The 20,971-nt window shown below is 54.1% G+C and carries 21 protein-coding genes; 8 read left to right on the top strand and 13 right to left on the bottom strand.

Features of this window, described 5'->3' with window-relative positions; all coding sequences use genetic code 11:
* Nucleotides 1–2: 2 nt before the first annotated feature.
* The 6 genes from F0319_RS14785 to rfaD are packed head-to-tail and all read right to left on the bottom strand — an operon-like array spanning nt 3 to nt 6,197.
* Nucleotides 3–1,214, bottom strand: coding sequence for an O-antigen ligase family protein (locus tag F0319_RS14785; RefSeq protein ID WP_149367270.1), 1,212 nt, complete (start codon nt 1,212–1,214; stop codon nt 3–5).
* Entirely contained in the window at nt 1,202–2,110 is a 909-nt protein-coding gene (locus F0319_RS14780; RefSeq protein WP_149367269.1) for a glycosyltransferase family 2 protein, read from the bottom strand. Before F0319_RS14780 ends, F0319_RS14785 begins: the two co-directional genes overlap by 13 nt.
* 5 nt (nt 2,111–2,115) lie before the next feature.
* A complete protein-coding gene (locus F0319_RS14775; protein WP_149367268.1) occupies nt 2,116–3,225 on the bottom strand; it encodes a glycosyltransferase family 9 protein in 1,110 nt (369 codons plus the stop codon).
* A 3-nt stretch (nt 3,226–3,228) separates the two neighbouring features.
* On the bottom strand, nt 3,229–4,212 hold the full coding sequence (gene rfaC / locus F0319_RS14770) for a lipopolysaccharide heptosyltransferase RfaC (RefSeq protein ID WP_149367267.1): 984 nt from the start codon (nt 4,210–4,212) through the stop codon (nt 3,229–3,231).
* Nucleotides 4,213–4,215: 3 nt separating this feature from the next.
* On the bottom strand, nt 4,216–5,262 hold the full coding sequence (rfaF, locus tag F0319_RS14765) for an ADP-heptose--LPS heptosyltransferase RfaF (protein WP_149367266.1): 1,047 nt from the start codon (nt 5,260–5,262) through the stop codon (nt 4,216–4,218).
* A 2-nt stretch (nt 5,263–5,264) separates the two neighbouring features.
* Nucleotides 5,265–6,197: an ADP-glyceromanno-heptose 6-epimerase gene (gene rfaD, locus F0319_RS14760; protein ID WP_008502707.1), complete on the bottom strand. Its 933-nt coding sequence runs from the start codon at nt 6,195–6,197 to the stop codon at nt 5,265–5,267.
* 215 nt (nt 6,198–6,412) lie between these two features.
* On the opposite strand from rfaD, the gene kbl reads away from it, so the two are divergent.
* Nucleotides 6,413–7,609: a glycine C-acetyltransferase gene (kbl, locus tag F0319_RS14755; RefSeq protein ID WP_115876700.1), complete on the top strand. Its 1,197-nt coding sequence runs from the start codon at nt 6,413–6,415 to the stop codon at nt 7,607–7,609.
* Nucleotides 7,610–7,618: 9 nt separating this feature from the next.
* On the top strand, nt 7,619–8,647 hold the full coding sequence (tdh, locus tag F0319_RS14750; protein ID WP_111964308.1) for an L-threonine 3-dehydrogenase: 1,029 nt from the start codon (nt 7,619–7,621) through the stop codon (nt 8,645–8,647).
* 27 nt (nt 8,648–8,674) lie between these two features.
* On the opposite strand, the gene F0319_RS14745 is transcribed toward tdh, so the two are convergent.
* Nucleotides 8,675–9,589, bottom strand: a complete 915-nt coding sequence (locus tag F0319_RS14745; protein ID WP_111964309.1) for a hypothetical protein — start codon at nt 9,587–9,589, stop codon at nt 8,675–8,677.
* 15 nt (nt 9,590–9,604) lie between these two features.
* Nucleotides 9,605–10,810, bottom strand: coding sequence for a glycosyltransferase (locus F0319_RS14740; RefSeq protein WP_149367265.1), 1,206 nt, complete (start codon nt 10,808–10,810; stop codon nt 9,605–9,607).
* A gap of 205 nt (nt 10,811–11,015) precedes the next feature.
* Here F0319_RS14740 and F0319_RS14735 point away from each other — a divergent pair, with 205 nt between their 5' ends.
* Nucleotides 11,016–11,816: a glycosyltransferase family 2 protein gene (locus tag F0319_RS14735; RefSeq protein ID WP_149367264.1), complete on the top strand. Its 801-nt coding sequence runs from the start codon at nt 11,016–11,018 to the stop codon at nt 11,814–11,816.
* A 3-nt stretch (nt 11,817–11,819) separates the two neighbouring features.
* On the opposite strand, the gene F0319_RS14730 is transcribed toward F0319_RS14735, so the two are convergent.
* The 3 genes from F0319_RS14730 to gpmM are packed head-to-tail and all read right to left on the bottom strand — an operon-like array spanning nt 11,820 to nt 15,593.
* On the bottom strand, nt 11,820–12,752 hold the full coding sequence (locus tag F0319_RS14730) for a divergent polysaccharide deacetylase family protein (RefSeq protein WP_111964312.1): 933 nt from the start codon (nt 12,750–12,752) through the stop codon (nt 11,820–11,822).
* A gap of 3 nt (nt 12,753–12,755) precedes the next feature.
* Nucleotides 12,756–14,015 (bottom strand): murein hydrolase activator EnvC, encoded by a 1,260-nt coding sequence (gene envC, locus F0319_RS14725; RefSeq protein WP_240168105.1) that lies wholly within the window; start codon nt 14,013–14,015, stop codon nt 12,756–12,758.
* Nucleotides 14,016–14,048: 33 nt separating this feature from the next.
* Entirely contained in the window at nt 14,049–15,593 is a 1,545-nt protein-coding gene (gpmM, locus tag F0319_RS14720) for a 2,3-bisphosphoglycerate-independent phosphoglycerate mutase (RefSeq protein ID WP_111964314.1), read from the bottom strand.
* A gap of 247 nt (nt 15,594–15,840) precedes the next feature.
* Between gpmM and F0319_RS14715 the strand changes: the two genes are divergently transcribed.
* From F0319_RS14715 to cysE, 5 genes are all read left to right on the top strand, one after another.
* Nucleotides 15,841–16,272 carry a rhodanese-like domain-containing protein gene (locus F0319_RS14715; RefSeq protein ID WP_023309913.1) on the top strand — a complete coding sequence of 144 codons (432 nt, stop codon included), beginning with the start codon at nt 15,841–15,843 and terminating at the stop codon, nt 16,270–16,272.
* A gap of 11 nt (nt 16,273–16,283) precedes the next feature.
* Nucleotides 16,284–16,535 (top strand): glutaredoxin 3, encoded by a 252-nt coding sequence (gene grxC / locus F0319_RS14710; RefSeq protein WP_023309914.1) that lies wholly within the window; start codon nt 16,284–16,286, stop codon nt 16,533–16,535.
* Nucleotides 16,536–16,567: 32 nt separating this feature from the next.
* Nucleotides 16,568–17,035: a protein-export chaperone SecB gene (gene secB, locus F0319_RS14705; protein ID WP_003860835.1), complete on the top strand. Its 468-nt coding sequence runs from the start codon at nt 16,568–16,570 to the stop codon at nt 17,033–17,035.
* Entirely contained in the window at nt 17,035–18,054 is a 1,020-nt protein-coding gene (gene gpsA, locus F0319_RS14700) for an NAD(P)H-dependent glycerol-3-phosphate dehydrogenase (protein ID WP_149367263.1), read from the top strand. The genes secB and gpsA overlap by 1 nt, the downstream gene beginning before the upstream one ends.
* A 74-nt stretch (nt 18,055–18,128) precedes the next feature.
* A complete protein-coding gene (gene cysE, locus F0319_RS14695; protein ID WP_008502718.1) occupies nt 18,129–18,950 on the top strand; it encodes a serine O-acetyltransferase in 822 nt (273 codons plus the stop codon).
* On the opposite strand, the gene trmL is transcribed toward cysE, so the two are convergent.
* Nucleotides 18,947–19,420: a tRNA (uridine(34)/cytosine(34)/5-carboxymethylaminomethyluridine(34)-2'-O)-methyltransferase TrmL gene (gene trmL, locus F0319_RS14690; protein ID WP_021242431.1), complete on the bottom strand. Its 474-nt coding sequence runs from the start codon at nt 19,418–19,420 to the stop codon at nt 18,947–18,949. The two genes, cysE and trmL, sit on opposite strands and share 4 nt — an antisense overlap.
* A 45-nt stretch (nt 19,421–19,465) precedes the next feature.
* Complete coding sequence (locus F0319_RS14685) at nt 19,466–20,806, bottom strand: MFS transporter (protein WP_149367262.1); 1,341 nt, start codon at nt 20,804–20,806, stop codon at nt 19,466–19,468.
* Nucleotides 20,807–20,971: the final 165 nt, after the last annotated feature.

Below are 20,971 nucleotides of genomic sequence, written 5' to 3'. Positions count from 1 at the left end.
CATTAACGTTGCCTGGTTTGCGAAAAAGGTGTACTCAGCGCAAACACGGTGACAAAGAAAATTAAGGCCTCTGAACTCAATAGTATGACGTCCGTCATGCCGTAGAGTAATAAAAGAAGCAGGGTCGTCAGCAGCAGACCATTTTTGTTTTTTAGTGCGTAAGCGAACATCGATATATAGGAAAAGAGTAATATCGCTAGCCCGGGGATCCCTTGCAGTGAATATTTTTCAATAAACTCATTGTGCAGATGCACTTTGATAAACTCGAGTGCGGCCGCAAGATGTGGATGCCCATTTTTCACATATTGCTGTGTCCATACTTCGCGGTCTTCAACTGATTGCCCTAAAGGATGGGCAAGTCCGTTTTGAATACCCACACTCCACATAGAGAAACGAGCGCCGAGTGAGGTTGAATCATATCCTTGTTGATAACTTTCAACCTCAGCTTGAGTTTGTTGTATCTTTGGTAAAATTAAAGGCTTGTAGCTAACGATAACAATACCTGCCACAATGCATAAGAAAATCAACGTTGATTTAAGGTGTATTCTTCTGAAGTGGTAGAGCGTGAGTATAATCGCCAGGAGTAAATATAATCCCATTGCGGCACGCGTGCCCGTTAGAAGAATGACAAAGTAAGAGATTAAGATAATGAGTCCTGCGGCTACATACAGTTTTATATTTTTTTGTAGATAAAGGCTGTATACAAACGCCAGTGACAGTACAGAGTAAACATAGGCCGAAACGGTTGCACGGTTTATGGCCATCTCGATACGCCCCATACCCTGTGATGCTTGCCATAAGCCATAGCCAGTAGCAAGAATAAACCCAGCACCAGAAGCGTATAAGAAATATTTCTGGAAGGATGCTTGATCAATGTAAGACTTAAACCGGTCAAGATAGAATATAAGGATACTCGCCAGAATCAATTTTTTACTTGCACCGAGATAGTCGCTATAAACGTTCAAACCCTCACTATGATACTCATACACCATATACCAGCTAAGATTAAGCAACCCGATTAATAAAATCGGCAATGCGATAGTAAAAGGGCGCACTGTGATCTTTTTATATTCGCAAGCTAAACCGATGATGCTGGCATAAATTGCAATATAGAAAAACTCGCGCTGCTTCCCTGAACTCAGCAGCGCCAGCGCAAGCGAAATAAGGCTCAAAATCAGCGTAAGCTGATAAAGCCGCAGTTTTACTTTTTCCATAATGCCTCAATGACCCTTTTTTTGTAGCTGAAACGTACATCTCTGGAGAAGAAAAAAGAGAAAGAATAAAGAGCGTTTACCCGCTGCTTAACCAGTTTGAGTTGCTGGTCAGTCAGATGCTTGCGGTGGTTACTGTAAATATCAAACCAGTGACAATTCACAAGGTGTCTAAATGATGGCGGAAATGTTTTTTCCATCTGTAGTGTGCATTCAACCAGCATAGCGATTTTACTGGCGTCGAGTCGACTCGACAAACTGTCGCTACGTTTAATGTAATAATAGTGTCCCTGACGCTGATAAACTATTTTACTCGATTGCATCAGCATGCCGGGAAATACGGCGAAATCTTCATAGCAGATTATCGAAGGAATCGGGTTGTTTGCATACAATTTTCGATGCATGAATTGCCCGATGAGATGTGCCTGAAAATCTTTGTGCTGCAGGAACCGCTTTATTGCTTCATGCTGTGACAAAGCAACAGGAGAGAAATCCTGCCAGTCGGCGGTGATTTTCTTAGTGTCGCGAATTTCCAGCAGGCGCGTCAGTAGCATATCAGGGTGTTCTTTTTTGAGAAAGGCCACTGCGTCCCTGATGCTGCCTGGTTTCAATCGGTCATCGCTATCCAGCATGGTAATATATTCACCTGAGGCCAGCGAGAGGGCACTGTTTCGAACATGACCTACGTTACGGTACTCAACGTATCGGGATTGGGCATTCGGAAACGCTGGCAGCCATGCTTCAATAATATCCTGCGTTGAGTCATTGGAGCTGTCGTTAAAGATAATGATCTCTACATCGTTGCCCGCACCATCAATTGCGTTTTGCAGGCTTTCCAGGGTTGCGTGAAGCGTATCTTTAGCGTTATGCGCGGCAATAATGATGCTTAGAAAAGCCATAGTAATTATTTTCCCTGAGCATCAAAGGAGTATGCGGTTGCGTTAGTTGTTGATAACTCGCAAATAAAATGTTTGAGGTCACGTAGCGATTCTTCAGTTACAGCGAAGAGTTCTTCTCTGCTCTGTGAGAAGTAATACCGTGTTTCAAAAACGTATGAGCAAATGTTGTCATCATTTCCAATTAGCAATACGTTGCCCAGCGGACGCTGTTCATAGTGGCAACAAGGCCCGAACAATAGGATAACTGGCACCCCAACGGCATCGGCGATGTAAACATTCCCCGAGTCAGAGGCAATATAACAATCCATTTTAGAAATGGCCCACGGCAGCTCTTCAAGCGAGATTTTGCCAATCAGATTAATAAAGTTGGGCAGTTCACCATAAGCGCGGGTGATATCGTCCATCCACGATTGTTCATTTGGGGCGCCAAAAACATAAAATTCGCAAGGCAGGTCAGCGAGACGATCGGCAATTTGCTTCCAGATGACCGGCGGAACGGTTTTCGCTTTATTCCCGGCGGCTACGCTGATGCCAATGCGGATCACGCCGGGTTTATCAAGGATTGCCGGATAGGTTGCGGGTTTGAAAAGTGGCTTTGTGGCGTGCTTTGGCGAGTCTTGCCAGGTTAAGGTGCGATCGGCCAGTTTGAGATAGTTCGTGACCGAAAGAGTCTTCTTACCATGTTCAACAATACCGTCTGCCGTGGCATAGAAAATACCGTGATACCATCTGCGCGTGTAAGTGCTTAAAAACTGTTTGTTTTTAGCATTACACACGGAGGCGAAAAAGAGATTTACGCTGTTAGGTTGCAGGAGATAGACATTGTCATAGCGATTCATGATCCGGCAGGCAAAGACCAGTTTTCGCCACAGGTTACGCTTATGCTGCTCGATGAAAAAAATTTCATCGATCGTCTCATCATGCTTCGCCAGCGCACCCACGCTACGACTGATGAGTACGTCGCTTTTTTGAAGGTATGCCAGAAGGGGCGTTGCATTAACAAAATCGCCGATTTTAGCTGTCTGGATGACCAGGTTTTTACCTGTCTCTTTGCGGAACAGCTTTCGGATAACCTTCACCGGAAAAAGTAAAATCAGCAGAAATACGTAACTCATGCGTTAGATATCCCTGTTGGAAAGCCAACGGCTGCCCTGTAAAAATGAAAAAATAGCATCTGCGCTGATATCCTTCGTTTGCTGGGTCGGGCTGACCATCTGATGCTGGTTCTTACCGTAACCCCCGATCAATCCGGGATCGGTCGGACCAAAAATCGTAATATTCGGACGATCCAGCGCCGCGGTTAAATGGCTTAAACCGGTATCAACGGAAACAACAGCATTCGCCCCCGCCAGCTGTGCAGCAACCTGCGCCAGCGTGAGTTTCGGCAATACCTCGACGTGCGAAAATCCTGCAGCCAGACGCTCTGCACGCTGCCGCTCATGTTCAGCGCCCCAGGGCAGTTTAATATGGATGCCGGTAGGTTGCATTAGTTCAATCAGGCTTCGCCAGTGCGTTTCCGGCCAGTGTTTATCGTCGCGAGTTGTGGCATGCAGGAACACAAGATAAGGCTGAGCACAGGGATCTGTATTGCGCAAAAAGTGCTGTGCAATGGCGTAGTCGCCCTGGGTTTCCGGTTTGGCATAGCCCAGGCTTTTTGCGAAAAGCTCGCGGGTACGTTCGACGGCATGCTGTTGCTTTGCGATGTAGTGGCGGCGGTTATAGAACAGGCTCGCCAGCGGTTCGCGGGCGGTGTGCCAGTCCATGCCGTGCTTTATGCCGCGTGCCAGACGCGTCACCAGCGCAGCGCTTTTCACCAGCCCCTGGGCGTCGATGATAGCGTCGTAATATTGTGCCTGCACCGCCTCACGGAAGGCTTTGCGTTCGGCTTTAATTGGCGCGGAGAACCACGCTTTGCGCCAGCGGCGAATCGCCACCGGGATCACGCGGTCAACCGCTTCATGCCAGGTGGGGATCTGTGCGAAACCTTCTTCCACTACCCAGTCAAAACGAATGCCGGGAATGGCCCGCATGGCGTCCGTCAGTGACGGCAGCGTATGCAGAACATCGCCCATCGAAGAGGTTTTAACGATCAGTACCCGCATTCGTTATCCTTCTTCGCTCAGCAGCAGTTCGTTAAGTTCTTCGAGAACGCGCTCTGGGGTAATGTCGATCAGGCTCTGATGATAGCCTTCTGCGGCATCGCCTTTGCGCACTTTGTGGTAGCCGGTGATCAGGCGAATGACGCGCGCTTTATGAGAAAGCGGGGGCGTGAAGTCCGGGCTACTTGGGCCATACAGCGCCACAAGCGGGCGGTTGAGCGCGGCAGCGACGTGCATCAGGCCAGAATCGTTACTTACTACAGCCTTACAGGCGGCAATCAGAATAACCGCCTGTTCAAGCTGCGTTTCTCCCGCCAGGTTGCGGCACCAGGCCTGCTGTTCATTACTCAGCGTCGCGAGAATTTCGTTGCCTGCCTCGTGGTCCTTTGCCGAGCCGAACAGGACAATCTGGTAGCCTTCGTCAATCAGCTGTTTCGCCAGCTCCGCATAATGATAGTGCGGCCAGCGTTTTGCCGGGCCGAACTCGGCGCCAGGGCAAAAGCCAATCATCGGGCGTTCAAACGAAAGACCAAACGCGTTACAGGTCTGGGATTTTTCACCGTCGTTAACCTGAAGCTGTGGCCAGAGCAGCGGCTGCGGCAGGTCTTTCGCACTGCGCATCACGCCTTTGTCATAGGCCAAAGCCACGTAGCGTTCCACCATCAGCGGCCAGGCCTCTTTATCCAGCACCCGTGCATCGTTCAGCAGGCCGTAGCGCATTTCGCCGCGCCAGCCGGTACGGTGCGGTATCCCCGCAAAAAAGGGCACCAGGGCGGATTTAAAGGAGTTTGGCAGGACATACGCCCGATCGTAGCGCTTCTCGCGCAGGCTATGTCCGAGTTTGCGGCGTTCGCCGATTTCCAGCGCCCCGTGGCCAAGCGGCATCGGGATGGCTTCATTCACTTCCGGCATACGCGACAACAGAGGACGGCACCATGCAGGTGCCATCACGTCGATTATCGCCTGGGGATAGCGCGCCTTGAGCGTGCGATAGAGACTTTGCGACATCATCATGTCGCCCACCCATGACGGGCCGATCACCAGAATCTTCATACTTACGCGTCGCGGTTCAGCCAGGCCATATATTCCGTTACGCCTTCGGCAACGGTCTTGAACGGCTTGTCATAACCCGCTGCGCGCAGGTTAGTCAGATCGGCCTGCGTGAACGCCTGATAACGGCCTTTCAGCTTGTCAGGGAACGGAATGTACTCAATGCTGCCTTTTTTGTGATACGCCAGCGTGGCGTCAGCCACTGCCTGGAAGGACTCCGCGCGGCCGGTCCCCAGGTTGAAGATGCCGGATACGCCGTTTTCCCAGAACCACAGGTTCACTGCGGCAACGTCGCCTACGTAGACGAAATCACGCTTAAAGCCGTCACTGCCTTCGAACAGTTTCGGACTTTCGCCGTTATTCAGCTGGGTGTTCAGGTGGAACGCTACGCTTGCCATACTGCCTTTGTGGCCTTCGCGCGGTCCGTAGACGTTAAAGTAACGGAAGCCGACGATCTGCGAGTTCGCTTCCGGCAGAACCTGACGCACGTACTCGTCGAACAGAAACTTAGAATAACCGTAGACGTTCAGCGGCTGTTCATACTCGCGGGACTCGATGAAGTCCGAGGTGCGGCCGCCGTAGGTTGCAGCAGAGGAGGCGTACAGGAACGGAATTTCACGCTCCAGGCAGTAGTGCAGGATCTCTTTGGAGTACTGATAGTTGTTGTCCATCATGTACTTACCGTCCCACTCGGTGGTGGAAGAACACGCACCTTCGTGGAAGATGGCTTCGATCTCGCCGAACTCTTCCCCTGCCATAATCTGGATAAGGAAGTCTTCTTTATCCATGTAGTCAGCGATGTTCAGATCCACCAGGTTGACGAACTTGGTGCCGTCTTTCAGGTTGTCAACCACCAGGATGTCGGTGATGCCTTTGTCATTGAGAGCCTTAACAATATTGCTGCCGATAAAGCCCGCGCCGCCGGTAACGATGATCATAACTGTAACCTTTGAAGTGTGGAGCCCGGGGACAATCCCGGACGCTAATGTCTCTATCATATCATTAGTATGGCTGCCCTTCAGCCATTCACCTTCACAGCGCAGGGGTACGCGTGATTTATGCTGCAAAAACGACAAGAGATGACGTGTCATCTCGTCATGAACTATAGGTTTGGGTAATATGTCCCGAAATTTGCCGAGTCTGGAGAATTGCAATGCGTGGTGATTTTTACAAACAGTTAAACAGCGACCTCGATACCGCACGTGCGGAAGGGTTGTTCAAGGAAGAGCGTATTATCACGTCTGCCCAGCAGGCGGACATCACCGTTGCCGACGGCAGCCATGTGATCAACTTTTGTGCGAACAACTACTTAGGTCTCGCAAATCACCCTGAGCTGATTGCCGCTGCAAAAAACGGCATGGATACCCACGGTTTCGGCATGGCCTCCGTACGCTTTATCTGCGGTACGCAGGACAGCCACAAGCAGCTTGAGCAAAAGCTGGCGAGCTTCCTCGGAATGGAAGACGCGATTCTTTACTCCTCCTGCTTTGACGCCAACGGCGGTCTGTTTGAGACCCTGCTCGGTGCAGAAGATGCGATTATCTCCGACGCCCTGAACCACGCTTCCATCATCGACGGCGTACGCCTGTGTAAAGCGAAGCGTTTCCGCTACGCCAACAACGATATGGTTGAGCTGGAAGCGCGCCTGAAAGAGGCTCGTGAAGCGGGTGCTCGCCACGTGCTGATCGCCACCGACGGCGTGTTCTCCATGGACGGCGTGATCGCCAACCTGAAGGGCGTGTGCGACCTGGCGGATAAATACGACGCGCTGGTGATGGTCGATGACTCTCACGCGGTCGGTTTTGTCGGCAAAAACGGCCGCGGTTCCCACGAATACTGTGACGTGATGGGCCGCGTGGACATCATCACCGGCACGCTGGGCAAAGCGCTCGGCGGCGCGTCCGGCGGCTATACCGCCGCGCGTAAAGAGGTGGTTGAGTGGCTGCGTCAGCGCTCCCGTCCGTATCTGTTCTCCAACTCCCTGGCGCCGGCGATTGTTGCCGCCTCCATTAAAGTGCTGGAGATGGTGGAGTCCGGCGCTGAGCTGCGCGACCGCCTGTGGTCCAACGCCCGTCTGTTCCGTGAAAAAATGAGCGCCGCAGGGTTTACCCTGGCCGGTGCCGACCATGCGATCATTCCGGTAATGCTCGGCGATGCGGTCGTCGCGCAGCAATTTGCCCGTGAACTGCAGAAAGAAGGGATTTACGTCACCGGGTTCTTCTTCCCGGTGGTGCCAAAAGGTCAGGCGCGTATCCGCACCCAGATGTCTGCGGCGCATACGCCTGAACAAATTGAACGTGCGGTAGAAGCCTTTACCCGCATTGGTAAACAGCTGGGCGTAATTGCCTGAGGACGTGTGATGAAAGCGTTATCCAAACTGAAAGCGGAAGAAGGGATTTGGATGACCGACGTGCCGGAGCCGGAAGTCGGTCATAACGATCTGCTGATCAAAATTCGTAAAACGGCCATCTGCGGTACTGACGTTCATATCTATAACTGGGACCAGTGGTCGCAGAAAACCATCCCGGTACCGATGGTTGTCGGTCACGAATATGTCGGCGAAGTGGTGGGTATCGGCCAGGAAGTGAAAGGCTTCAAAATTGGCGACCGCGTCTCCGGTGAAGGCCATATTACCTGCGGCCACTGCCGTAACTGCCGCGGCGGACGTACTCACCTGTGCCGTAATACCATCGGTGTGGGCGTAAACCGTCCGGGCTGCTTCGCGGAATATCTGGTGATCCCGGCCTTTAACGCGTTCAAAATCCCGGACAATATTTCTGACGATCTGGCCTCCATTTTCGACCCGTTCGGCAATGCGGTGCACACGGCGCTCTCCTTCGACCTGGTTGGTGAAGACGTGCTGGTCTCCGGCGCGGGCCCAATTGGCATTATGGCGGCAGCCGTGGCGAAGCACGTGGGTGCGCGCAACGTTGTGATCACCGATGTGAACGAATACCGTCTGTCGCTGGCGCGCAAAATGGGCGTCACCCGTGCGGTGGATGTCTCGAAAGAGAGCCTGAGCGACGTGATGGAAGAGCTGGGCATGACCGAAGGCTTTGACGTGGGTCTGGAGATGTCCGGCGCGCCACCGGCGTTTCGCACCATGCTCGACACCATGAACCACGGTGGCCGTATTGCGATGCTGGGTATTCCGCCATCGGATATGTCCATCGACTGGAACAAGGTCATCTTCAAGGGGCTGTTCATTAAGGGCATCTATGGCCGCGAAATGTTCGAGACCTGGTACAAGATGGCGGCGCTGATCCAGTCCGGTCTGGATCTGTCCCCGATTATCACTCACCGTTTCTCCATCGATGAGTTCCAGCAGGGCTTTGACGCGATGCGTTCCGGCCAGTCAGGGAAAGTGATCCTGAGCTGGGATAAGTAATCAAAAAGGGGCCTGAGGCCCCTTTTTTTATTGATTCTTTTTCTCTTCGTCCGTCAGGTAGCGCACCTTGCGGGTGTAGTCCTGACCTTTGAACAGCAGTTTGTTATCCGGCGATTCAAGATACTTTTGCCATTCTGAGAGAGGGAAACCGCCGTGCGCGCCAATCACCTCTTTCGGCACAACGGCTTCCTGACCGCCGATCTTCTTGGAGACCGGCCAGTTCATCCAGTCACCCAGGTTAACCGTTTTTAAATCCAGCATGTCCAGCAGCGCGGCGAGCGGCAGCTGATCGGTCGGCGGCTGCGTGTCGTCCATCAGTTCCCAGGTATCCTGGAACAGCGTCAGCCACAGCGGGCAGATACGGCGCCAGGTTTTTTTAGTTGCCGCAAGAAACGCGCCGTTAACGTGATCGACCAGATAAGGGCGCACCGTCTCCTTGTAATACGCCGGCACTTTCTCCGCAGGCGCACCGTCCAGCTTGGCAATCATTTTACCCTGACGGAAGCTGGAGTAGATGTGCATATCGGCCATGTTGATCTCTGGCATCTTCAGCAGATTGAGATCGGAATCGATCATCAATATCCCTTCACCGCGAGCCTGTAGCGGGGCGTTAAGCTTCACCAGACGGCTGAGGTAGATCTGCTTATAGCGGTAACTTTCCTCACGAACGGGAAGGTTAAGCGTCACTACGCGGGTTTTAGGCGGCAGTATCCCAAAGGCGGATTCGGGTTGATCGCTGACGATGACGATTTCGCTCACCCCGGTGGCATAACGTTCCGCGAAGGTGGCAGAGAGTAATGCTTCTTCGACGAAATCTGCGCCGGTACACGGAATCACAATAGAGTCCACCGCAGCAAGCGCGCCCGTCACGGGAAGAGAGCTGTAAGGAATGTTGTGTCGCCCGGTGATATGACGATAGCGAGCATTAAGAAATTTAAACATAGTTATCTCGTTTGGTCAGCGCGCGCCAAGCACGGCTTCGACACCGCTGACGTAGTTTTCAATGGCGTAGTTATGACAGACTTTCTGGTAAGCAGCTGCCGCCAGTCGAGCCCGCAGTTCCGCGTCTGCCCAGATATTGTCCAGATGTTGTGCAAGTTGTGAAACATCGCTCCAGGGGAAGAGCAGCCCTGTCGAATCATGGTCAATTAATTCCGCCGTGCCGGTTACCTGAGAGCCAATCACGGGGATATTGAGAAGCATCGCTTCCAGCACCACGCGCGGTAGCCCTTCGCTTTTTGAGGCGAGGATAAAGGCGTCAAACGTAGCGAGGTAATCAAACGGGGTGTTCTGAAAACCGGTGAAGATGACGTGATGTTCAATTCCCAGCGCTCGGGCCTGTTCCGCTAAAGCGCGGCGTTCGGCACCTTCGCCGACCAGCACCATTTTCCATTTCGCCTGCGGATGCTTCTGGCTGAACTGTGCCAGCGCCTCCAGCGTGTGGTGATTGGCTTTGCGAGGGATTAAGGAGCCAATACTGCCGAACACAAACGTGTCGTCATCGATATTCAGGCGCTGGCGCATCGCACTTCGGTCAGGCAAAGGCTGGTGGATGTCGATGGCATTATTGACCGTCGTACACAGTTCGGGCCGGACGCCATGCTGAAGTAACACGCGTTCAACGCCGTGCGAGACGGCGATGATTTTTGTGGCATGGGCATTAACCAGCTTTACCAGAGGTGGGGTCAAAACAGGTTCAATGCGGCAGTGTTGGATCACCCGCGCCTGCAGGTTCGCCGCCGCCAGATAGCCTTCTTCATTTGAGCCAGGTTGGTTATTCATATAGAGCGTATCGAAACCGCCCTGCGAGAAAAGAGCTTCGATCTGGCTGACGTTAGGCCTGATGCGCCACATAATATCCACGTGACGCGTTAATGCCTTGCGGGCGCTGCGTGAGAAAAACAGCAGGCTACGCCCAGCTTCCTTCAACAATTTGGCCCAGACCGGCTGCGGACGTTGAGGGATCACGATGAGCGGGATCCCGATGCCGTTGAGCACCTGGCCAATCGTCTCACCTTCAGCACGACTATAATCACTGTAAAAACAACAGGTAATATCGAATTTATCGCGATTGATTCGCTTCAGGAGCTCAAGCATACTGTTGGTGCCTCCCCCCCATTCTTTACCCGTATCCAGGAGGAGAATTTTTCTTTTGTGCGGCATGTCTGAATCCGTGTGCTACCCTTCATCTGACAGCATTATAAAGAATCTGTTGAAATAAAATAGATTTTTCTATTTTATTGCGCTTCAGGATTAGAGAAAATTTCAAGCGCGTTTATTTTAAAAGTGTGATTCAGGACTTTAACCATCTCTACTCATTTATATAGTATTAATAATATTAATTTAGGCTGCTATTGAGAGTGGGAAAATGTTTAAAATAACGGTCTGCTTATTAACGTTTAATTCTGAGAGATTGTTGCATGATGTTATTCCGCCTCTTTTAAAAATAGCGGATGAAGTCGTCGTGGTTGATTCAGGGAGTACGGACAAAACACGATATATTTGTGAAAGCTTTGGACTGCTCCCGGTCTATAAAAAATTTGGCTGGCATGGCGAGCAGATGAACCATGCCATATCCTTAGCCAGCAATGACTGGGTCCTGTGCATCGATAGCGACGAAATTCTTGACCAGGAAACGGTTAATGCCATTTTAAGGTTAAAAGCAGGTGATGAGCCTGACCCCGGAACGGCATGGCGAATATGCCGCCACTGGTTTGTTCTGGGTGAAGAAGTCCGGACGATTTATCCTGTTTCATCCCCTGATTATCCTGTGCGTCTTTTTAACCGTAAACAGTCCCGGTTTAATAACCGACCGGTAGACGATCAGGTCGAAGGTTTTCTCCGTTGTGAACGTATTCAGGGTTATGTAAAACATGATACGTTTCCCACGTTGCACGAGCTTTTTAATAAATTAAATTGTTATACAACCCGCCTGGTTCAACATCAAAAAATACGGCCCTCTGTTGGGCGCGGCGTAATCAGCGCCATCGGTGCTTTTTTCAAATGGTATCTTTTTAGCGGCGCCTGGCGTCAGGGCAAAGTGGGGGTGGCAACGGGACTGTATGCCACAGCCTATAGTTTTTTGAAGTATTTCAAATCCTGGTATCAGTATCAGGAAAAAAAAGAGTCCGTTGCTAACGAGCAGACGGACTCACAGATTGCGAAATAGGCGTCAGGCTTTCTTGCCCCATCCCTGCCACTGCTGCTGGACGTATTTCACCAGCGTACTGTTACTGATGCTGTCTCCGATGACGGAGAAGAAGCGGGTCGCATAGACCGGTTCAAGCGGCTGCTTCGGTACACAGCGCTTCACGCCGCGGAACGGATTACGCGGCGCTGTCGGGACGGGCTGCGCAGAATTCGGTGTAGAGGTATCCACCTGCGGCTCGTTCAGTAGATCGCTCGGACGTACCAGCGTGATATCGGAAGGTAAGGTCGGCAGCATCTGCTGCAGGACGCGAACGGTAGACGGGTGCGGGTGACCGATGGCGATGGCTGATCCATTGCGGCGGGCCAGCTGTACCGCGCGATTGAACTGCATGCGAATATCGGCTTCGTTCTGGGTATCATCCAGGAACACCTTGCGCTTAATCACCTTTACGCCCGTTCCCTGAGCGGCACGCATCGCCTGGCTGTTGCCGATGGTCATGCTGTCGAGGAAGTAGAGGTTGTAACGCTCCAGCGCCTGCATCACTTTGAGCATACCGTACAGGCTTGACGTCATCGCGCTGCCCATATGGTTGTTCAGCCCTACGGCATACGGCACTTTGTTGTAGGCGTCACGGATGATGCGCTCGATTTCCTCGCTGCTCATGTCCGGGCGCAGGGTATCTTTTTCCAGCGGCTGCTTGCTGAGAGGTGCCATTGGCAGGTGGATCAGCACCTGATGGTCGCTGCTGTGTGCTTTGGTCGCCATCTCACGCGCGTGGGGAGCATTCGGAAGGACGGCGACAGAGATGGCCGACGGCATCGCCAGCACCTGATTTTCATAGTGCGGACGATAACCGAAGTCATCAATCACGATAGCGAGTTTACCTGCGTATACCGGTGCAGCCAGCGCCAGCGCGCTGACGACGGAGAAAACCATTCGACGAAATTGAAGCAAAACTTATCTTCCCAACCACGGCTGTGGATTGACCGCCTGACCCTGGCGACGAATTTCGAAATAGAGTGACGGGCGGCCCTGACCGCCACTGCTGCCCACAAGGGCGATGGGTTGGCCGGCGCGCACCTGCGTGCCGACGCTGACCAGCGCGCTCTGGTTGTAGCCGTAAAGGCTCATATCACCTTTACCGTGTTCGACCACCACCACCAGTCCGTAACCCTGCAGCCAGTCGGCCAGAATCACGCGGCCATCGGCGATGGCTTTCACTTCGCTACCTTCAGACGCACCGATAACGATCCCTTTCCAACGTAGCTCACCCTGCAGCTGTTCGCCATAGCGATGCAGAATTGAACCACGAACGGGCCAGAAAGCCTGGCCGCGAGGAGAACCCAAACCGCCGGTACGCGACATCAGGGAACGTTCGCTCTCGCTTGGCTTGTAGGTGGTGCCTTTGCGGGACGCTTCCTGCTGCTTGTCGCGAACGGCCTGCGCCTCGCGCGCTTCTTTTTCGGCACGCGCTTTCGCCGCGGCTTCCGCACGGGCGATGCTGTTACGCAGTTTTGATTCGTTGGCGCGCATTTCGCTGAGCTGGCTCTGTCCTTCCTGAATAGAGGATTCAAGGCCGGAAAGGGTTTTCTTACGCTCGTTGCGCGCCTGCTCGAGCTTCGCCTGCTGGGCCTGCTGATCGTAGAGCAGCGTCTGCTGCTGGCTCTGCTTCTCTTCCAGCTCGGCTTTTTGCGTGGTGACCTCTTCGCGCGTCTGCTTCAGTTGCGCGATAGTCTCCTGACGCGCCTGGTTGAGATAGCCAAAGTAGGCCTGCAGGCGCTGGCCGCGCTGGCTCTCTTCGCCGCTGAGGATCAGCTGGAGTCCGGTATGTTCACCCTGGCGGAATGCGGCATCAAGCTGTGCGGCAAGATTGCGCTCCTGCGCATCGCGCTGGCGTTCCAGTTTGGCAATCGACGCGTTCATCTCGTCTATCTGCTTGTTCAACAGGGCGAGGGTGTTTTGCGTTTCACGGAGTTTACGCGCGGCGGCGGAGATCGCCTCTTCCTGTTGCTTTAGCTGGGCAAGAAGTGCGGATCGCTGCTGTTGCTGTTGGCGTACCGCACGCTCTTTGGCGGCGATATCGGCCTGAATGGATTTCAGCTGGTCGCGGTCATCCGCGTGGGCGGATGCGGCGCACAGCAATACGCCAGCGCTGAGTGCGCTGGCGTAAAACAGAGGTCTGACTGATAACCTAAGCGGCTTCACGACCCATGTGATTGAAAAAATCGCCTTTCCCCTCATGGGGAGCGATTATTCCACGATGAACAGCGGCTTACCAGTCATCTCTTCAGGGATCGGCATCCCCATCAGCGACAGCATGGTTGGCGCGATGTCAGAAAGCTTGCCACCTTCCACTGCTTTCAGTGATTTATCACCCACATAAATCAGCGGAACGGGCAGGTTGGTGTGGGCGGTATGCGCCTGGCCAGTCGCCGGGTCGCGCATCTGTTCAGCGTTACCGTGATCTGCGGTGATCAGCAGCTGGCCGCCAACGGATTCAACAGCTTTCGCAACCTGATCAACGCAGTGATCCAGTGCTTCAACCGCTTTCACTGCCGCTTCCATCACCCCGGTATGACCCACCATGTCGCCGTTCGGGTAGTTACAAATGATGGTGTCGTATTTACCGCTCTCGATGGCTGCAACCAGTTTTTCCGTCAATTCTGCAGAGCTCATTTCTGGCTGCAGATCGTAGGTGGCGACTTTCGGTGAGTTGACCAGAATGCGGTCTTCGCCTTTGAACGGTTCTTCAACGCCGCCGTTAAAGAAGAAGGTCACGTGTGCGTATTTTTCAGTTTCGGAAATACGCAGCTGCGTTTTATCGTTCTTCGCCATCCACTCACCGAAGGTATTGGCCAGCGAGGCTGGTGGATACGCGCATGGGGCTTTGATGTCTGCCGCGTATTCGGTCAGCTGGATGAAGTCGATGTTTACCACTTTCTTGCGGGCAAAACCGTCGAAGTCGCTGTTGACGAAAGCACGGGTGATTTCGCGCGCGCGGTCAGCACGGAAGTTCATGAAGATCAGCGCGTCGCCATCTTCCATGGCGGCGTCGGCCTGACCTTCAGCGCGAATGACGGACGCTTTGACGAATTCGTCGTTTTCATCACGAGCATAAGCTGCTTCCAGCGCTTCAACGGCGGTCGCGAACTGGAATTCCCCTTTTGCCAGGGTCAACAGGTCATAGGCCTGTTCAACGCGATCCCAGCGGTTGTCGCGGTCCATGGCGTAGTAACGGCCAATAATGGATGCTACGCGGCCTTTACCCAGCGCGGCGAATTTGTCTTCGAAGGCTTGCAGAGAGCCTTTTGCGCTGCGTGGTGGCGTATCGCGACCGTCCAGGAAGGCGTGCAGATAGATTTTTTCTGCACCGCGTTCAGCGGCCAGTTCAACCATCGCCATGATGTGATCTTCGTGGCTGTGCACGCCGCCAGCAGAGAGCAGGCCCATAATGTGTACAGCCTTGCCAGCGGCAACGGCTTTATCGACCGCGCCAGACAGCGTTGGGTTGGAGAAGAAGGTGCGTTCTTTGATTTCAACGTCCAGACGCGTCAGGTCCTGATACACAATACGCCCGGCGCCCAGGTTTACGTGACCGACTTCGGAGTTGCCCATCTGGCGGTCCGGCAGGCCCACTTCCAGGCCAGACGCGTCAATCAGCGTATGTGGACGTTTTGCCCACAGGGCATCCATGACCGGGGTTTTGGCGTTGAAAATAGCGTTATCCTGGCTATCTTCACGGTAGCCATAACCATCCAGAATCACCAGTACCATAGGTTTTTTAGAAACCGACATTGCGACAACCTCATGCTCAAGAGTCAAAATTTGCGTAATTTTACTACAGCTGAATCGATCAAATAGCCGCAGAAGATCAAAGAAAGCGCAGTGGCAAGGTGCCCTCCAGACCATTTTGAGGCATTTTTTTAGGTGGCATGCCGCAGAAAATGGATTAGGTTATGGTCGCTGGCTGTATTTGCCAGAACGCACAGGTATACTCCTGTCCTGGTTTTTTTTATCACTTAGTCGGGAGTAGTTACCCTCCATGCAAGAAATTATGCAATTCGTTAGCCGCCATCCGGTTCTGAGCATCGCGTGGATTGGCCTGCTGGCTGCTGTGCTGTTCACCACATTTAAGAGCCTGACGTCTAAGATTAAGGTTATCACCCGTGGTGAAGCGACGCGTCTGATTAACAAAGAAGATGCCGTCGTTGTCGATCTGCGTCAGCGTGACGATTTCCGTAAAGGTCACATTGCGGGCGCAATCAACCTGTTGCCAGCTGAAATCAAAGCGAACAACGTCGGTGAGCTTGAAAAACACAAAGCCCAGCCGATTATCGTTGTCGATGCGACCGGCATGCAGGCACAAGAATCTGCCAGCGCGCTTCATAAAGCAGGCTTCGAAAACGTAACTGTGCTGAAAGAAGGTATTTCCGGCTGGAGCGGGGAAAATCTTCCTTTGGTGCGCGGTAAATAAGGAGTTCAGTCATGGCCAATATTGAGATCTATACCAAAGCGACGTGTCCGTTCTGCCATCGTGCGAAAGCGCTGCTGAACAGCAAGGGCGTCACGTTCCAGGAACTGCCGATCGACGGTGACGCGATTAAACGCGAAGAGATGATCAAACGTAGTGGTCGCACGACGGTTCCGCAGATTTTTATTGATGCGCAGCACATTGGCGGCTGTGATGACTTGTATGCGCTCGACGCCCGTGGTGGACTCGATCCGCTGCTGAGCTAAGAGACTTTAGGACAATTAAAAAGGGTATTTCCATGTCAGAACAAAACAACACCGAAATGACTTTCCAGATCCAGCGTATCTACACCAAGGACGTCTCTTTCGAAGCGCCAAATGCGCCACACGTTTTCCAGAAAGATTGGCAGCCAGAGGTTAAACTTGATCTGGATACCGCATCTACCCAACTGGCAGATGACGTGTATGAAGTCGTGCTGCGTGTGACCGTTACCGCATCCCTGGGCGAAGAAACTGCATTCCTGTGTGAAGTACAGCAGGGCGGCATCTTCTCTATCGGCGGTATCGAAGGCAACCAGATGGCACATTGCCTGGGTGCGTACTGCCCGAACATTCTGTTCCCGTATGCGCGTGAATGCATCACCAGCCTGGTTTCTCGCGGTACATTCCCGCAACTGAACCTTGCGCCAGTTAACTTTGATGCGCTGTTCATGAACTATCTGCAGCAGCAGGCTGGCGAAGGTGCTGAACAACATCAGGATGCCTGATGGGCACTGTTAATGCGTCAATGACTGTGATCGGTGCCGGCTCATACGGCACCGCTCTTGCCATCACGCTGGCAAGAAATGGTCACGATGTGGTCCTCTGGGGCCACGACCCAAAACATATCGCAACGCTGCAGCGCGACCGCTGTAACGTGGCGTTTCTCCCGGACGTTCCGTTCCCTGACTCCCTGCACCTTGAAAGCGACCTTGCGACCGCGCTGGCGGCCAGCCGCAACATTCTGATTGTGGTTCCGAGCCATGTCTTTGGCGACGTGCTGCGTCAGATTAAGCCGTTGATGCGCCCGGATGCGCGTATTGTCTGGGCGACTAAAGGACTGGAAGCCGAAACCGGACGCCTGCTGCAGGACGTTGCCCGTGAAGCGCTGGGTGATGAGATCCCGCTGGCGGTCATCTCCGGCCCGACCTTTGCCAAAGAGCTGGCCGCTGGCCTGCCGACGGCGATTTCGCTGGCCTCAACCGATCGGGCCTTCTCCGACGATCTTCAACAGCTGCTGCACTGCGGCAAGAGCTTCCGCGTCTACAGCAACCCCGATTTTATCGGTGTGCAGTTGGGCGGAGCGGTGAAGAACGTGATTGCGATTGGTGCCGGGATGTCCGACGGCATTGGTTTTGGTGCCAACGCGCGCACGGCGCTGATCACCCGGGGTCTGACCGAGATGTCCCGTTTGGGCGAAGCGCTGGGTGCCGATCCGGCCACGTTTATGGGAATGGCTGGCCTGGGCGACCTGGTGCTGACCTGTACCGACAACCAGTCTCGTAATCGCCGTTTTGGCATGATGCTCGGACAGGGCAGCGATGTGAAAGACGCGCAGGAGAAGATTGGTCAGGTGGTGGAAGGCTACCGCAATACCAAAGAAGTCCGCGAGTTGGCGCACCGTTTCGGTGTCGAAATGCCAATAACCGAGGAAATTTATCAGGTATTATATTGCGGAAAAAATGCGCGCGAGGCAGCATTGACCTTATTAGGTCGTGCGCGCAAGGACGAGCGCAGCAGTAACTAGTCGGAACCGTTGTCACCTGAATGACCCAGCCAGCGCAGAACTGGCTGGTCATTAACTATCGTCTGGAGTAAGCAATGCCGTGTGAAGAACTGGATATCGTCTGGAACAACATTAAAGCCGAAGCCCGGGCGCTGGCCGACTGTGAGCCTATGCTGGCCAGTTTCTACCACGCAACGCTACTCAAGCACGAAAACCTCGGCAGCGCGCTCAGCTATATGCTCGCCAACAAGCTGGCATCTTCAATAATGCCTGCTATCGCTATCCGTGAAGTGGTGGAAGAGGCTTACGCCGCTGACCCGGAAATGATCGCCTCTGCCGCCTGTGATATCCAGGCCGTGCGCACCCGTGACCCGGCGGTCGATAAATATTCTACGCCGCTGCTGTACCTGAAAGGCTTCCACGCTCTGCAGGCGTACCGCATTGGCCACTGGCTGTGGAATGAAGGCCGCCGCGCGCTGGCGATCTTCCTGCAAAACCAGGTTTCCGTGACGTTTCAGGTTGATATTCACCCGGCGGCTAAGATTGGCCGCGGGATCATGCTCGACCACGCCACCGGGATCGTTGTCGGGGAAACGGCAGTGATTGAAGACGACGTCTCGATCCTGCAGTCGGTTACCCTGGGCGGTACCGGCAAAACCAGCGGCGATCGCCATCCGAAAATTCGTGAAGGGGTGATGATAGGCGCGGGTGCCAAAATCCTCGGCAATATCGAAGTCGGACGCGGCGCGAAGATCGGCGCAGGCTCCGTGGTGCTCCAGCCGGTTCCGCCGCACACCACCGCCGCTGGCGTACCGGCGCGCATCGTCGGTAAGCCAGACAGCGATAAGCCGTCCATGGACATGGATCAGCACTTCAACGGCATTCACCATACCTTCGAGTATGGCGACGGCATTTAACTTCTGAGAATGGCGCCCGGATATCCCAGCTGGCGCCATGCTTCATACACCACCACCGACACCGCGTTCGACAGGTTCATGCTGCGGCTGTCCGGCATCATCGGAATACGGATTTTCTGCTCAGCGGGCAGGGCATCCAGAATCGTGGCCGGCAAGCCGCGGGTTTCCGGGCCAAACATCAGATAGTCACCTGCCTGATAGCTTACGGCGCTGTGCGCTGGCGTGCCTTTGGTGGTCAGGGCGAACATGCGCTGCGGCTGCTCTGCTTCCAGAAACGCGGCGTAATCGTGGTGGCGAATAACGGCGGTAAATTCATGATAATCCAGCCCTGCGCGACGCAGGCGTTTGTCGTCCCACGTAAAGCCCATCGGCTCAATAATGTGCAGACGAAAACCGGTGTTGGCACACAGGCGGATAATATTGCCGGTATTCGGCGGAATTTCTGGTTCGAATAAAACGATGTTAAGCATGCTGCCCCCTTAATTGCGGGGGCAGGATAGCAGAAAAGAGAGGAACTACGCGACGCCGGGCTCCTGCGAGCGGCTATACAGCATTTTGTAGACGGTTGCCGCGGCGGCCACCAGAGCGGGTACGCTGAGGATCATTAAAATACTGTCCGCCTGCCACTGCATCGAAAGAAGCTGGGCGCTGGTCATGGTTCCCGCCACGCCGCCAAAGCGGCCGATCCCCTGCATCCAGGCGATGCCCGTCGCGCGGCACTCGGTAGGGTAAAAGGTGGCGGCCAGGGTTTGCATGCCCGACTGCGCGCCGTTCATCGCGATCCCCATCAGGAAGATCAGCCCGCCAAACAGGGCGATATGATTATGCTCCATGCCGAGTAGCAGGATCAGCCCCATCGTCAGGATAAACCCGCCCGCGACCACCTTGTGCGCTTCCCAACGGTCCATCATCCAGCCCGCGAGCAGGATCCCGGCCGTGCCGCCGAAGGTGAACAGCGAGGTGAGCCAGGCGGACTCCGCCAGGGCATAACCCATTCCCTGCATCAGCGTCGGCATCCAGCTCAGCAGGACGTAGTAAATCACCAGCCCCATAAAATAGGTCACCCACAGCATCAGGGTGCCGGGCAGCCAGGGCATGGAAAACAGCTGCGACACGCTCCCTTTTTTAGACGCGACTTTCTCCTCCGCCAGGAAAAAGCCCGTGACGCTATCCAGCGTGCTGCGGGCGAACCGGTTGGCGATGCGGCGGACCTGCATGACATCTCTTCCGCGCTGCACCAGAAACTTCACCGACTCCGGCAACAGCAGCGCCAGCAGCAGCGTTAAAACCAGCGGCGCAATCGCGCCGGTCAGCAGTACGCTTCGCCAGCCGTGATGGGGGATAAGCCAGGACGAGATCGCGCCGCCGCCCGCTGCACCCAGAGGGAAGCCGCAGTACATGGTGTTAATCGCCATGGCGCGACAGCGCTGGGGGGCAAACTCGGAGATAAGCGTAATGGCGTTGGGCATCGCAGCTCCGAGCCCGAGCCCCGTCAGGAAGCGCCACAGAGTCAGGGTATTCAGACTTTGCGCCCAGGCCGTCCCCAGACTCGTCAGGCCGAAGAACAGGCACGAAAAGACCAGCACGCGCTTGCGCCCCATCCGGTCCGATACCGGACCGGCGATCAGCGCGCCCAGCGACAGCCCCAGCAGCGCCGCGCTCAGCACCGGCCCCAGATCCTGTTTATGGATCCCCCATTCTGCCGACAGCGTAGGCGCGATGTAGCCCATCGCCGCCGTATCAAAGCCATCGATCGCCAGAACCAGAAAGCCCAGCACAATGAGCAGCCAGTGAAACCCTGAAAAGCGGCTGTCGTCGATCACCTGCTGAATATCCACCTTACCTGAATAGGTCATACGCTCCCCTCTGATGTGATGTTGTTTTTGTGTTCTTGTCTTTGCTTGTCTATACAATTGCGGACGGCAGGTGGATGTCAAATTTTCTTATTCAATATGTTATCCGGATGTTATTTTCAGCATAAAAAAGCGCCCGAGGGGGAGATCGGACGCATGAGAAAGAGG

It is taken from the genome of Enterobacter vonholyi (assembly GCF_008364555.1).
Lineage (GTDB): Bacteria > Pseudomonadota > Gammaproteobacteria > Enterobacterales > Enterobacteriaceae > Enterobacter > Enterobacter vonholyi.
This window is presented reverse-complemented; position numbering and strand designations above follow the sequence as displayed.

Bases quoted from the DNA above. Each gene is read 5' to 3' on its own strand.
- F0319_RS14785 (WP_149367270.1), bottom strand. From the start codon at position 1,214: ATGGAAAAAGTAAAACTGCGGCTTTATCAGCTTACGCTGATTTTGAGC.
- F0319_RS14780 (WP_149367269.1), bottom strand. From the start codon at position 2,110: ATGGCTTTTCTAAGCATCATTATTGCCGCGCATAACGCTAAAGATACG.
- F0319_RS14775 (WP_149367268.1), bottom strand. From the start codon at position 3,225: ATGAGTTACGTATTTCTGCTGATTTTACTTTTTCCGGTGAAGGTTATC.
- rfaC (WP_149367267.1), bottom strand. From the start codon at position 4,212: ATGCGGGTACTGATCGTTAAAACCTCTTCGATGGGCGATGTTCTGCAT.
- rfaF (WP_149367266.1), bottom strand. From the start codon at position 5,262: ATGAAGATTCTGGTGATCGGCCCGTCATGGGTGGGCGACATGATGATG.
- rfaD (WP_008502707.1), bottom strand. From the start codon at position 6,197: ATGATCATCGTTACCGGCGGCGCGGGCTTTATCGGCAGCAATATTGTT.
- kbl (WP_115876700.1), top strand. From the start codon at position 6,413: ATGCGTGGTGATTTTTACAAACAGTTAAACAGCGACCTCGATACCGCA.
- tdh (WP_111964308.1), top strand. From the start codon at position 7,619: ATGAAAGCGTTATCCAAACTGAAAGCGGAAGAAGGGATTTGGATGACC.
- F0319_RS14745 (WP_111964309.1), bottom strand. From the start codon at position 9,589: ATGTTTAAATTTCTTAATGCTCGCTATCGTCATATCACCGGGCGACAC.
- F0319_RS14740 (WP_149367265.1), bottom strand. From the start codon at position 10,810: ATGCCGCACAAAAGAAAAATTCTCCTCCTGGATACGGGTAAAGAATGG.
- F0319_RS14735 (WP_149367264.1), top strand. From the start codon at position 11,016: ATGTTTAAAATAACGGTCTGCTTATTAACGTTTAATTCTGAGAGATTG.
- gpmM (WP_111964314.1), bottom strand. From the start codon at position 15,593: ATGTCGGTTTCTAAAAAACCTATGGTACTGGTGATTCTGGATGGTTAT.
- F0319_RS14715 (WP_023309913.1), top strand. From the start codon at position 15,841: ATGCAAGAAATTATGCAATTCGTTAGCCGCCATCCGGTTCTGAGCATC.
- grxC (WP_023309914.1), top strand. From the start codon at position 16,284: ATGGCCAATATTGAGATCTATACCAAAGCGACGTGTCCGTTCTGCCAT.
- secB (WP_003860835.1), top strand. From the start codon at position 16,568: ATGTCAGAACAAAACAACACCGAAATGACTTTCCAGATCCAGCGTATC.
- gpsA (WP_149367263.1), top strand. From the start codon at position 17,035: ATGGGCACTGTTAATGCGTCAATGACTGTGATCGGTGCCGGCTCATAC.
- cysE (WP_008502718.1), top strand. From the start codon at position 18,129: ATGCCGTGTGAAGAACTGGATATCGTCTGGAACAACATTAAAGCCGAA.
- trmL (WP_021242431.1), bottom strand. From the start codon at position 19,420: ATGCTTAACATCGTTTTATTCGAACCAGAAATTCCGCCGAATACCGGC.
- F0319_RS14685 (WP_149367262.1), bottom strand. From the start codon at position 20,806: ATGACCTATTCAGGTAAGGTGGATATTCAGCAGGTGATCGACGACAGC.